We start from the raw sequence: 13,538 nt of genomic DNA, 5'->3' as shown, positions 1-13,538 counted from the left end.
TATTGTATTAATGCTAAATTTGATGTGGATCAATTATAAATAATCAGCATCATAAATAATAAAGAGAGGAATAACACTTTCTGCAAAAATAATTCCAAAGTTGTGATCGGCATTAGATCATAATTACTTATTAATGGGTATATTTTAGCGGAGATTTTACTTATTACAGGAATGGGTTAAATAATGAAAAAACTTTCTGCGCTTATTCTAGCGGCTGCAACACTTGCACCGTCTATTTCTTTTGCTCATCAAGCGGGTGATTTTTTATTCCGTGCGGGTACTGCAACAGTTCGTCCTAATACAGGTTCAGATACTATATTAGGTGGGCATTTTGATGCTAATAACAACACTCAATTAGGTTTAACCTTTGGTTATATGGTAACTGATAATATTGGGGTTGAGTTATTAGCAGCAACACCTTTTGAGCATAAAGTTTCTTTAACTGGTGTGGGCGAAATTGCTAAAGTTAAACATTTACCGCCAACATTAATGGCACAGTATTACTTTGGTGGTGCTGAAGATAAATTACGCCCTTATTTAGGTGCTGGTCTAAACTTTACGACCTTCTTTGATGAAAAATTCAATTCTACAGGGAAAGGTGCAGGTTTATCTGATTTAGATCTTAAAAACTCTTGGGGCTTTGCAGCACAAGCAGGTTTAGACTATAACCTAGATAAAAACTGGATGCTGAATGCTTCTGTTTGGTGGATGAATATCGAAACCGATGTCAAATTTAAAGATGGCGATGGAAACCACTATAAAGTGGATACTCGCTTAGACCCATTTGTGTTTATGTTCGGTGTTGGTTATCGTTTCTAATTATTCTTGCAATAACAGAATATGCTATTAAGTATCAGCGGGGCAGTGGCTCCGCTTTTTTTATCTGTGTTAATCATAATTGCTTATCTACAGTGATCGTGTTTAGACTAAAAAATTTTATTACCTCTATTACCTCTATTATGTGTATTAAGGCTTAGCTGATTATAACTAAAATAATAGAGGGATATTTCAATGGTGTATTAAAAATGCATCTTTATATTTTTTTATTAGTTAAAAAAATAATCACTATTCTCGATGAGCATTTAATTGGCTCGCATAAATGGGAATTTATAGATGTATTTTATTTGCATGTTTTATTTGCGTATGATATTGCCTAATAATAATTAAAAAAATAGCGCCTAAAGCGGCCAAAAATATTATTACTGATATTGAATAGTACTATTAAGAAAATGATGGTCGCATCAAATTTAAGTGAAAGTCACCAGTATGGTGAAAATAACATCGAAAAAAGATAAGTATAACTTTAGTTTTAACGGTTTTTTTTGGGGTATTTTACCCGTAAAAAAGAAACGGCTAATTTTAGTAAAACAGAGAATTTGTCAAAAATTGATCTTCATACCAAAGAGTGTGGATTGCTTTAGATGAGACAAGAAAAAAACCACCGAAGTGGCTTTTTTCTTACTGACTTATAAAAAATAGCTTAACGGATAACCATTGAGTTAATGACACCTTTAACGCCAGTGACTTTACGTGCGGTTTCTATGGCGCGATTTGCATCAGCCTGTGAAGAGACAAAACCACTTAACTGAACTTTACCTTTAAATGTCTCAACGCTAATTTGTGTTGAGTTTAGGTTTTTCTCACCAATTAAAGCTGTTTTTACTTTAGTGGTGATCACCGAGTCATCAAAATATCCCCCAGTGCCTTCTGATGTTGCCGTTGGAGAGCATGCAGATAAAGTCATGGCCATAAGTAATGCCGCTAATACGGTAGAAATTTTTGCCCATAGTTTCATTATCAAACTCCTTATAATGACATTATTGATTGAGTACTACTGAATAGAAAACCTAAAGCTGTATACCCTATATAAAGTATGTGCAAGAAATGACAGATTGCCAACTGACTGAGCAAAAATAGTTTTATGCTTGTTCAGGTGAATCAAGCATTACTCGCGCTACGAATAGAGGCTGATGGGGAAGTGATGGTCGATTGTTAATGATTAAATTAGGAAAAATCTGCTTAGAAAAAAGTTTTCTCTAAGCAGACGGCGATAATAATTTTAGACTTAAACGCTTATTGTTGCGGCTTTCATTTGTTGCACAAACTGCGTCAACATTTTTAACATCACATCAGGTTGATGTAGGTTATTTTCAATAATTTGTACAACGGCTGATCCTGAAATAGCGCCAAATGCACCATTACTAATGGCCTGTGAAACTTGTTGTGGCTCAGAAATACCAAAACCTTGTAATGCGGGTGGTGCATTATAAGCTTTAAGTTTACTGGTTAAATGGGTGAGTGACTGTTCTGCTCGTTTATCTGTCCCCGTAACACCGGCTCTTGATAATAGATAAGTATATCCCTCTGCGCTGGTGGCTAACTCTTGTAATAACTCATCATCTGCATTGGGCGGGCAAATAAAAATCGGGGCAATATTCGCGCTTAATGCCGCTTCTCGAAATTGTTTTGCTTCACGTAAGGGAACATCACCAATCAGTACTGAATCAACACCCGCTTGTTGGCATTTATGGTAAAAATTATCAACGCCATTGCTAAAAACAAGATTTGCATACACCAATAGTCCAATCGGAATAGTGGGGTGTTTTTGGCGGATCTGGCTTAATAACTCAAAACAGAGGGTTGGGGTGACATTAGCATTTAATGCCCGTAAGTTTGCCCCTTGAATAGTAGGGCCATCAGCCAGTGGATCAGAAAATGGAATGCCTATCTCTAACGCATCTGCCCCCCCTTCAATTAATGCGTCAATAATTTTTAACGACAGTTCAGCATCGGGATCACCTAAAGTGACAAAGGGAACAAACGCGCCTTGTTGTTTTTGTGCTAATGCTTCAAAGCATAATTGGTAACGGCTCATTAAATTTCTCCTCGTGCAGCTAAAATATCGTTAACAGTAAAAATATCTTTGTCACCTCGTCCGGATAAATTGACAATTAAGAGTTGTTCTTTATCTGGATTTTGGGCAATCAGTTTCAACGCATAGGCCAGTGCATGTGACGATTCTAATGCGGGGATGATCCCTTCACGGCGTGATAGCGTTTTAAAAGCCTCAATGGCTTCATCATCTGTTACAGAAACATAATCTGCACGGCCAATGCTGTTTAAATGCGCATGTTGCGGGCCTACGGATGGGAAATCTAATCCTGCAGAAATAGAATAGGACTCTTCAATTTGGCCTTCTTCGGTTTGCATAATCGGTGATTTCATACCGAAATAAATGCCTAACTTACCATGTTTTAATGGTGCTCCGTGCTCTCCTGTTTCGATCCCTTTTCCTGCCGGCTCAACACCAATTAATTGTACTGAGGTTTCTGGTATAAATGAGGCGAATAAGCCAATGGCGTTAGAGCCACCGCCAATACAGGCGATAACGGCATCAGGGAGACGACCTTCACGGGCTAAAATTTGCGCTTTAGCTTCATCCCCAATCATGCGCTGGAATTCGCGAACAATAGTGGGATAAGGATGCGGGCCTGCCGCAGTGCCTAATAAGTAGTGAGCACGCTCGTAGCAACCAGACCAGTCACGTAACGCTTCATTACACGCATCTTTTAATGTTGATGAACCACTATGCACCGGAATAACTTCGGCACCCATTAAACGCATACGAAATACATTGGGTGATTGACGTTCAACATCTTTTGCCCCCATATAAATACGGCACTTCATATTTAACAGGGCACAAGCTAACGCAGTGGCAACACCATGTTGCCCAGCGCCCGTTTCTGCAATAATTTCTGTTTTTCCCATCCGTTTTGCTAGCAGTGCTTGGCCTAATACTTGGTTTGTTTTATGAGCACCGCCATGCAATAAATCTTCACGTTTTAGATATAAACGGGTACGAGTACCTTGGGTCAAATTGCGACAGAGTGTCAGTGCCGTTGGTCTACCTGCATAATTTTTGAGTAGATCTTGAAACTCTTGCTGAAATGACGGATCGTTTTGTGCGTCAATAAAGGCTTGTTCAAGTTGATCTAATGCGGGGATCAATATTTCTGGTACATATTGACCACCAAACTCACCAAAGTAGGGATTAAGTTTTCTCATTGTGATGTTGTCCTTGTCAGAAATTTTGTGAAAATTTGCTTTGTTGTAATTGTGTAAAGACTTGCGATAGACGTTGTGGATCTTTGATACCTGCTGAAGATTCCACCCCTGAATTAAAATCAAGTCCTAAGCAACCGGTGTTTAGAGCGTCTAAACAGTTATCACTGTTTAGGCCACCTGCAAGTAATGCTTTATGGCGTAAAGTAGGCGGAATAGTTTGCCAATCAAAGGTGTTGCCTGTACCACCCGTACCATTATCTAATACATATTTGTTAACTTGCGCAATGTGCTGAATATCATGGTGATAAGCCATATTAAGCGCTTGCCAAATTTCGCATTGTGGAGCAATTTTTTCCCTTAGTTGGGCTATAAATTGTGCATCTTCAGCGCCATGTAACTGAACCGCAGATAAATTAAGTTGTTTAGCATAGTCACAAATAAGCTCAATAGATTGGTTTTGAAAAACGCCCACAAAAGCTAATGGCGCTTGTGTTACCAATAATTGCGCTTGTGACAGCGTCACTCTTCGTGGTGATTTCTCAACAAAAATTAATCCTCCATAATAGGCACCCGCTTGATAGGCCGCTTTAACATCTTGTGTGCGGGTTAAGCCGCACACTTTATGCTTTCCCAAAATAAGTGCTCTTACCGCTTGGGCAATATTCTCTTGTGACATCAAGGCACTGCCCACTAAAAAGCCATTAGCATATTGACTTAGTGTTTTAACTTGTTGATGGGTATGAATTCCAGATTCGCTGATAACAATAGCCTCTTGCGGTAAACCTTGGCTAAGTTGTTCGGTACGGGATAAATCAATAGAGAGATCACGTAAATTACGATTATTAATCCCGATCACTTTTGCTTTAAGCTCAATGGCCCGCTGACGCTCTTCTTCGGTGCTCACTTCTGTTAATACTCCCATGTTTAATTGGTGAGCAACGGCACTAAGCGCACGGTACTGTTCATCATTAAGAACAGAAAGCATTAATAAAATGGCATCAGCTTGGTAAAAACGAGCTAAATAGATTTGGTATTCATCGATAATAAAATCTTTACATAAAACAGGTTGATGAACGGCATCACTGACTTGACGTAAATAATCAAAACTGCCTTGAAAATATTTTTCATCAGTCAGTACCGAAATAGCGGCTGCATAGGGTTGATAAATTTTCGCAATGGCAACGGGATCAAAATCAGAGCGAATAATCCCTTTTGAGGGCGATGCTTTTTTACATTCTAAAATAAACACTGGGTGTGATTGTGTTAATGCTTGATAAAATGAGCGTGTCGATGGCGCAATCTTATCTATAAAGGTTGATAAAGGTTGCTGTGCTTTACGTGCAACTAAATATTCGGCTTTATCTTTAACAATGGCATTTAATACAGTCATTATTTTTATCCTCTTGCGGCTAGCGCATTAACTCGATTAATGGTTTTACCGCTATAGATTGCGTGCATAGCAACTTCGGTATTAGCTTTCAAATCTTCTTGTCCGTGTAAACGCATTAATAAGGCGACATTGGCAGCGACGGATTCAGTGTGTGCGCGTTTACCTTGTCCTTGCAGTAAATTAGCCAATAATTGGCGATTAACCTCAGGTGTACCGCCTTCAAGATCACTTATCGCACAAGGACGCAGACCAAAATCACTTGGGGTTAATTGATAACGAGTGATTTCCCCATTGTGTAACTCAGCCACTTGTGTGGGAGCATGTAATGACACTTCATCCATTCCACCACTATGGACCACTGCCGCACGTTTGTAGCCCAAGACATTTAAGGTATCTGCAATAGGCATTAATAATTCAGGACTATAAACACCAATTAATGCTAAAGGCGGACGCGCTGGATTAATTAATGGGCCTAACACATTAAAGAGCGTGCGTGTTCTTAGCTGTTGGCGCACAGGGGCGGCAAAGCGAAAACCACTGTGATAAAGCGGCGCAAATAAAAAGCATAGTCCAATTTCATCTAACAATTGGCGGGCATCGTTGGCACTTTTATCTAGCGGAATACCAAATGCCGCTAATAAATCTGATGATCCTGAGCGACTAGACACGCTACGATTACCATGTTTAGCCACTTTTAGACCAATTTCTGCCGCGACAAACGCACTGGCTGTTGAAATATTGATGCTATTGGCTCCATCGCCGCCAGTACCCACAATATCGCAAAACAGATAATCTGGGCGTGGAAAAGGAGAGGCATTATCCAATAGGGCACGAGCCGCTCCGGCAATCTCTTGAGGGTGCTCACCACGCATTTTCATACTAATCAATACGGCTGCTAACTGTGATTCTGTTAATTCACCACGAATAATCGCACTAAACAGTGTTTGGCTCTCTTCTAAGCTTAATTGTTGTCCTGCAAATAATTTATTGAAGATAGTATCCATATTATGCGTCTCCTCTTGGTGCTTGTGCCCATGCAATGGTTTGTTGTAAAAGTTGTGCGCCTTTAGTGGTTAAAATTGATTCTGGATGAAACTGAAAACCACAAGTTCGATGTTGGCGATGGCGCACGGCCATCACGGTGTTATCACACCACGCATTGACGATAAGTTGCTCAGGTATAATTTCGCCAGAGAGTGAATGATAACGAGCGACGGGCAGAGGATTTGGCAGATGTTCAAACATCGCCTGCCCATCATGGGTGGCGAGCGTAGCTTTACCGTGTAAAATTTCCCCACAAGAAGAGACCTTACCGCCATAAGCTTCAATAATGGCTTGATGCCCTAAACAGATACCAATAATAGGCAATTTACCTAACATGCGATTAAGTAGCTCAGGCATACAACCCGCTTGTGATGGTGTACCAGGGCCGGGAGACAACATAAGAATAGGGTTATCTAACAGGTTTAATTGTTTTTCGATAAAAGAAGCGCTGACATCATTACGATAGATGATCACTTGATGATGTTGACTGCGTAAAAGGTCGACTAAGTTATAAGTAAAAGAGTCGATATTATCGAGTAGTAAGAGCGTCGCCATTAGCAAGCCTCCTGCATGTGAGTTTCAGCATGCGCCTGTAAAATGGCATTGATAACCGCTTGTGATTTATTGCGAGTTTCTTCTGCCTCCATTTTGGGATCAGAATCGAGCACAATACCAGCGCCCACTTGAATAGTTGCAATATCTTTTTCTACATAAGCAGAACGAATAACTATGCAAGTATCAAAATCACCGTTACCAGTAAAGTAGCCAATTGCACCGCCATAACTGCCTCGTTTGGTTTTTTCATATTGTGCAATCAGTTGCATAGCACTGACCTTCGGTGCTCCTGAGAGTGTCCCCATATTCATACAGGCTTGATAGGCATGAAAAATATCTAAGTCATGACGTAATGTTCCTACCACTCTTGATACTAAGTGCATAACAAAAGCATAGCGATCTACTTTGGTTAATTCAGCGACATAACGGCTTCCAGCTTGGCAGATACGCGCTAAATCGTTGCGTGCTAAATCAACCAACATAAGGTGTTCTGATAACTCTTTGGTATCTGTGCGCATTTCAAGCTCAATGCGGCTATCTAAATCAGCATTGATTGAGCCGTCGGCATTGCGACCTCTTGGGCGTGTACCTGCGATAGGATAAATTTCAATTTGGCGATCACTTGCTTGATATTTCAACGCACTTTCAGGTGACGCACCAAAAACGGTAAATAACGCATCTTGCATATAAAACAAATAGGGACTGGGGTTTTTTTGTTTCAAAACTTGATAGGCAGCCAGTGGTGAAGGGCAGTTAATTTGAAAACGACGTGATGGAACAACTTGGAAAATATCGCCACGACGAATATAGGTTTTCATCGCTTCAACAATAGCACCATACTCTTCGTCATTCATATTGCTACTTACAACCGCTTGCTGAGGTGTTAATGGTTGACGTTGTGGTTGTTTTAAAGGTTGCTGTGCGAGTGCAACTAATTGTGCCTGACGGTTATCAAGACGCTGACACTCTTGTGGATTATCCGTAAAGGCAACGGAAATTAATTGGCTATGATGATGTTGATGGTCGATCACAATTAACTGTTCAGCTAAATAAAAACAGTAGTCAGGGCAAGAAAAAACCGCTTCTAAATCAGGTAAGGATTCAAATTCGTTCACTAAGTCATAGGCAAATAACCCTCCCACAAAAATAGCATTGGCTTCTTTTGCGGTGCTATTTGCTAGGAAAAAACGTAAAACATCAAATACGCTAGCCGCTTTTAACTTGCTCTCTTCATCTTGAGGGAAAGATGATGATGCAAAAGTAAATACACATTGTTCCGCTCGCTCTACGGAGAGTGTGCTTTTTTCTTTTAGTGCGTTTTTTAATAACGCTAAGATATATTGGCCGTTGAGACTTAACGCATCGACAGTCACTTGATTTTTGTTTGCACTAATACGCAATGCACTATCAACGATTAACAAACTTTTTAAATTGGCTTTGGTATCAATTTGTGCGGATTCTAACAATAAGGTGTGATGACGATGTTCACACAACGTATTGAAAAGTAACGCCGGCTCGCTGTGATAAGGCAATGCCGTTACCTTAGTTGTTAATGGGAATGCAAGTGAAGTGTTCATTATTATCGCTCTATTTTCTTTTTTCTGGTGCTGATAAGCACAAAATTGGCACATAAAAAAACCCGCGGTAGGCGGGTTTTAGATATCACTGATACTAAGCAGGAGATCAAACCGCCCATAAAAGAGTTTTGCGCCACCACAGAGCAATAAGACGTTGATTGATATTCATAAGATCTCCTTACAGCGGATGATAAGTTTATATTTAATAGACTAGCTCATGTTGTGTACTAGTAAACTGGATTATATTAGGTTCGTCAAGTACTTTATGGCATACTCTTAAAAATTCGTTGTATCACTGAGGATAAACAGGGAGAAGGAATGACTGAATTGCTATCTGATTTACGCGTGATTTATGATCTGCATAGCCATACTACTGCATCAGATGGCGAGCTCTCACCTGATGAATTAATCGATAGAGCCATTGAAAAACAAATTACGGTATTAGCGATAACCGATCACGATACTACTGCTGCTATCCAACCTGCCAAAAATTATATTGCAGAAAAAAGTTTACCTTTAACTTTGATATCAGGTGTCGAGATATCGACTTTGTGGGAGAATATAGAAATCCATATTGTTGGATTACAGATTGATATCGAACATCAAGCTATGACGACATGCCTAGCAAAACAGAGTCAATGCCGTGAAACTCGCGCTAAAATGATCGGCGAACGTTTAGCTAAAGCGGGTATTGCTGGGGCATGGGAAGGAGCAAGTGCCCTAGCGAAAGGTGGGCAAGTGACACGAGGACACTTTGCGCGTTTTTTGGTTAATGAAGGGCATGTGGCATCGGTCAATAAAGTATTTAAACGCTATTTAGCGAAAGGAAAAACAGGTTATGTACCGCCACAATGGTGCTCAATTGGTGACGCTGTCACAGCTATTCATCAAGCGGGTGGAGTTGCGGTATTGGCACATCCTGGTCGCTATGGTCTATCCTCTAAATGGTTAAAGCGATTAGTGCTTTATTTTAAACAACAAGGTGGTGATGCTATAGAAGTGGCACAATGCCAACAACCACCACAAGAGCGAGAACAACACGCAGCTTTAGCACAAACTTATGATCTTAAAGCTTCGTTAGGTTCTGATTTTCATCGCCCTTGCTCGTGGATAGAGCTAGGACGTAATTTATGGTTACCCGCTAATGTTGAACCTGTATGGACATTATGGCAGGGATAACATCAAAAAGTCGTTGAGGGATATATGAGCCAACTTTTTTACATTCACCCTGATAATCCGCAGGCTCGTTTAATTGAACAAAGTGCGGATGTTTTACGCAAAGGCGGAGTGGTAATTTATCCAACAGATTCAGGCTATGCGATAGGTTGTTGTTTGGATAATAAAGATGCGATGACGCGTATTTGTCGAATTCGCCAACTCGATAAACATCATAATTTCACTCTAATGTGTCGAGATTTATCAGAAATTGCCACTTATGCCTATGTTGATAATGTTGTTTTCCGTTTAATTAAAAATAATACGCCTGGTAACTACACCTTTATTTTAAAAGCCACCAAAGATGTACCTAAGCGTTTAATGAATGATAAACGTAAAACAATTGGTTTACGTGTACCTTCTAATCCTATTGCGCTGGCATTATTAGAAAATATCGGTGAGCCATTAATGTCTACCAGCTTAATATTACCGGGTAATGATTTTGCAGAGTCAGATCCGGAAGAGATTAATGACTTATTGGGTAAACAGGTTGATTTAGTGATCCACGGTGGTTACTTGGGGCAAAAGCCAACCACGGTGATTGATTTAACAGAAGATAGCCCCGTTATTGTCCGTGAAGGAATGGGCGATATTACGCCTTTTCAATAACCTTTTAAATTTGGTAAATGCATCATAGGGGACTTATTATAGTGAGATAAAAGGTGAAGAGATTTATTGCTTGTGTTAAATTTACGCACTGCGATAAAGCCATTGGGCGCATCTTGTGGTTAGTGACATCAAGAAAGCTGTTTTTGAAGTAAACGGCATAGTAACGATGGAAGCCTTAGGCGCTATTTTATCGACACGATTTTATTTGTCATGCTCATTTTATTGTCACTTTGGCATGGCTTATCCCTGAATCAATAGACCTGTGTTTGTTAAACAGTTTAATAAACATGGGTTATTTTTTACCTGATTGATTTTAAAACTAATTTATTTTATGACGCCTGTGAAGGCGACACATGAGGTTGTTTCATGAGCGATAAATCGCAACGTACTGAAAAATTACAAAAAATTCTTGCTCGTTCTGGTCATGGTTCTCGACGTGAGATTGAAGGCTATCTTCAAGAAGGCCGTATCAGTATTGATGGCGTGAAGGCAAAATTAGGCGATCGTATTGATGCCAATTCTACAGCTAAAATCCGTTTAGATGGTCGTATATTAAGTATTCGCGAAGCACAAAAAGATGTTTGTCGAGTGTTAGCTTATTACAAGCCAGAAGGTGAGCTATGTACACGTAGTGATCCACAGGGCAGACCGACCGTATTCCAACGTCTTCCGCGTTTAAATAGTGCGCGTTGGATAGCCGTTGGTCGTCTTGATGTTAACACCAGTGGTTTATTACTCTTTACCACTGATGGTGAGTTAGCCAATCGCTTAATGCACCCAAGTCGTGAAGTTGAGCGTGAATATGCGGTACGTGTTTTTGGTGAAATTGATGATGCAAAAATTCGTCAATTGACTCGTGGGGTACAATTAGAAGATGGGCCGGCATCATTCCGTTCAGTTTCTTATCGCGGCGGTGAAGGCATTAACCAATGGTACAATGTATCGCTAACGGAAGGACGCAATCGAGAAGTCCGTCGTATGTGGGAAGCGGTAGGTGTGCAGGTTAGTCGCCTTATTCGTGTTCGTTATGGTGATATTGATTTGCCTAAAGGACTTCCACGTGGCGGATGGGTTGAGCTAGGCTTAAATCAAATTAACTATTTACGCCAGCTGGTGGAACTAAACGATGAGACAGTAACCAAAGTGGCTGTCGAAAAAGATCAGCGTCGAATTAAAGCAAATCAAATTCGTCGGGCGGTGAAACGCCATACCAAAATTTCTGCGCGTACTTCAACTTCACCGGCTAAGCGTGCTTCAAGCCGCCGCCAATCAGCGGGAAGTAAAAGCAAATAAACGAATAATTATTGATAAATTCAAATTAAATTTTCAGTTAGATACAGAAGTCTGCTAATTTTTAGCAGACTTCTTTTTTTGATAGCTTTATTTTTATAATAAATAAAACTATGATGCTTATATTAATACGATGATAAGCTGTTTCTATCATATTAATATTTTATTTGTATTTATTACGATAAGGTATACGCGATAATATGCATCGTTATATTTATTTAACAACAGTGTTGTGTATGAGCTTTCTTAGTTTAGGCTGTGATGAGGCAACAACATCGACAACACAAACAGGCATTTTTTATATCAGTAACAATAACAATGTGCCGTTACAATTTAAAATTGATACTAATCATTTTTCGATTAATAAAGGTGAGGTAAAAAAAATAACATTAACCAATGGAGAGCATATATTAGAATCAAACTCAGGTGAAAAGAAAGTATTTATGGTTTACCCTGGAAATAATGGGGGGATTATTAATCCCTCTCAGGAAATATACTATAGCTTTACTTCCGTGTTTACTTCAGAAGAAAATAAAGAACACTTCTATTTAGATACGCGCTCTGTTTGGATCAATGGACAATTAATACATGGTGCTATTAATAGCACAGATGCTGTGTTTATCGACAACAATATCTTTCGTTGTGACATTCCATTAAATGAGCCTATTCCTCCTTATTTACCAGATTGGAAGAATTCTGGGGTAGGCAATGTATTGACTAAATGCTTCTCTCAAGAGGAGTTTCAAACATTTTTAGCCAAATATCCTTATGGTATTCATTTCGATAACAATCACGATTTATTAACCAAACAAGCTAAAAAAGAACAGTTTAGTTGGATAAATGAAAAAGATACACGTACTGAGGATTTTAATCCTACACTGAGTGAAATAAATTTTAATAATAAAGAATTAGTACAAGAAGCCAATACTATTTATGAAATAGTTTACTCGTATTTAGCGTCTCGTGATCCTGATAAGAAACAAGAGCTTTATAATATTTATCATCTGCATATCATGTCTATGGCATGGATTTATAGCCAACAAATACAAAATGATATACTGGATGATAAAGAAGCCTACTTTCAATTAATAAAAGAGACCGGAAGAATATTTGGTGCAGGTATATTAGGTGAACCTGTATTGATATAAATATATTACGGCAATCTGAACACATAATACGAGTTTATTATACGCGTTTATTCTACCAATCAATTCCTTTTTGTGCTTTGATACCACTGTCAAACGCATGCTTAATAGGACGCATTTCCGTAACGGTGTCTGCTAATTCTATTAATTGTCTATGACAGCCTCGTCCTGTAATAATAACACTTTGATGATCAGGACGAGAAGTAATAGCCGCAACCACATCTTCAAGTGGTAGATAATGAAAACTGATCATATAAGTAAGTTCATCTAAGACAACTAAATCATAGTCAGGTGAATTGAGTAATTGCAGTGCATATTGCCAAGTATTTAAACAAGCTTGTGTATCGGCAGCTTTATCTTGAGTTTCCCATGTAAAACCGGTTTCCATAACATAGAAGGGAACGCCGGCTTGTTCTAAAAGATTACGTTCTCCATTTTCCCATGTCCCTTTAATAAATTGCACAACACCGACTTTTTTATGATGACCAACCGCACGTGTAGCAGTTCCCATGGCGGCGGTGGTTTTCCCTTTACCATTACCAGTAAAAATCATCAAAATGCCTTGTTCGCGTTGCGCCTGCGCAATTCGGGCATCAACTTTTTCTTTCAAACGTTGTTGGCGCTGTTGGTGTTGTGCATCACTCATAG

11 protein-coding genes and 1 pseudogene are annotated in these 13,538 nt (G+C 39.4%); 5 read left to right on the top strand and 7 right to left on the bottom strand.

Features of this window, described 5'->3' with window-relative positions:
• Window positions 1-183 precede the first annotated feature (183 nt).
• Window positions 184-819: an outer membrane protein OmpW gene (ompW, locus tag GWI58_RS00570; RefSeq protein WP_161768820.1), complete on the top strand. Its 636-nt coding sequence runs from the start codon at window positions 184-186 to the stop codon at window positions 817-819.
• Window positions 820-1,480: 661 nt separating this feature from the next.
• Here ompW and GWI58_RS00565 read toward each other — a convergent pair.
• The 6 genes and pseudogenes from GWI58_RS00565 to GWI58_RS00535 all read right to left on the bottom strand — a co-directional run bounded on the left by GWI58_RS00565 (window position 1,481) and on the right by GWI58_RS00535 (window position 8,631).
• Window positions 1,481-1,795, bottom strand: coding sequence for a BON domain-containing protein (locus GWI58_RS00565; RefSeq protein WP_004243069.1), 315 nt, complete (start codon window positions 1,793-1,795; stop codon window positions 1,481-1,483).
• Between the two features lie 270 nt (window positions 1,796-2,065).
• On the bottom strand, window positions 2,066-2,875 hold the full coding sequence (gene trpA / locus GWI58_RS00560) for a tryptophan synthase subunit alpha (protein WP_004243068.1): 810 nt from the start codon (window positions 2,873-2,875) through the stop codon (window positions 2,066-2,068).
• Window positions 2,875-4,065 (bottom strand): tryptophan synthase subunit beta, encoded by a 1,191-nt coding sequence (gene trpB, locus GWI58_RS00555; protein ID WP_004243066.1) that lies wholly within the window; start codon window positions 4,063-4,065, stop codon window positions 2,875-2,877. The genes trpA and trpB overlap by 1 nt, the downstream gene beginning before the upstream one ends.
• A 16-nt stretch (window positions 4,066-4,081) precedes the next feature.
• Window positions 4,082-5,455 (bottom strand): bifunctional indole-3-glycerol-phosphate synthase TrpC/phosphoribosylanthranilate isomerase TrpF, encoded by a 1,374-nt coding sequence (gene trpCF / locus GWI58_RS00550; RefSeq protein ID WP_094959225.1) that lies wholly within the window; start codon window positions 5,453-5,455, stop codon window positions 4,082-4,084.
• Between the two features lie 5 nt (window positions 5,456-5,460).
• A pseudogene (gene trpD, locus GWI58_RS17800) lies at window positions 5,461-7,054 on the bottom strand (bifunctional anthranilate synthase glutamate amidotransferase component TrpG/anthranilate phosphoribosyltransferase TrpD).
• Complete coding sequence (locus tag GWI58_RS00535) at window positions 7,054-8,631, bottom strand: anthranilate synthase component 1 (RefSeq protein ID WP_094959223.1); 1,578 nt, start codon at window positions 8,629-8,631, stop codon at window positions 7,054-7,056. The pseudogene trpD and the gene GWI58_RS00535 overlap by 1 nt, the downstream one beginning before the upstream one ends.
• Window positions 8,632-8,949: 318 nt before the next feature.
• Between GWI58_RS00535 and rnm the strand changes: the two genes are divergently transcribed.
• From rnm to GWI58_RS00515, 4 genes are all read left to right on the top strand, one after another.
• On the top strand, window positions 8,950-9,810 hold the full coding sequence (rnm, locus tag GWI58_RS00530) for an RNase RNM (protein WP_094959222.1): 861 nt from the start codon (window positions 8,950-8,952) through the stop codon (window positions 9,808-9,810).
• A 24-nt stretch (window positions 9,811-9,834) separates the two neighbouring features.
• The gene (locus GWI58_RS00525) at window positions 9,835-10,455 is read left to right on the top strand and encodes an L-threonylcarbamoyladenylate synthase (RefSeq protein WP_004243057.1); all 621 of its coding nucleotides are present in this window, start codon (window positions 9,835-9,837) and stop codon (window positions 10,453-10,455) included.
• 366 nt (window positions 10,456-10,821) lie between these two features.
• Window positions 10,822-11,748: a 23S rRNA pseudouridine(2605) synthase RluB gene (gene rluB, locus GWI58_RS00520; RefSeq protein WP_004243055.1), complete on the top strand. Its 927-nt coding sequence runs from the start codon at window positions 10,822-10,824 to the stop codon at window positions 11,746-11,748.
• A 233-nt stretch (window positions 11,749-11,981) separates the two neighbouring features.
• Complete coding sequence (locus GWI58_RS00515) at window positions 11,982-12,893, top strand: hypothetical protein (RefSeq protein ID WP_237611655.1); 912 nt, start codon at window positions 11,982-11,984, stop codon at window positions 12,891-12,893.
• A 52-nt stretch (window positions 12,894-12,945) separates the two neighbouring features.
• Here the strand turns inward: GWI58_RS00515 and cobO are convergent, their stop codons facing one another.
• Window positions 12,946-13,536, bottom strand: coding sequence for a cob(I)yrinic acid a,c-diamide adenosyltransferase (cobO, locus tag GWI58_RS00510; protein WP_004243052.1), 591 nt, complete (start codon window positions 13,534-13,536; stop codon window positions 12,946-12,948).
• Between the last annotated feature and the right edge of the window lie 2 nt (window positions 13,537-13,538).

This window comes from Proteus sp. G2674 (assembly GCF_009915195.1).
Lineage (GTDB): Bacteria > Pseudomonadota > Gammaproteobacteria > Enterobacterales > Enterobacteriaceae > Proteus > Proteus mirabilis.
This window is presented reverse-complemented; position numbering and strand designations above follow the sequence as displayed.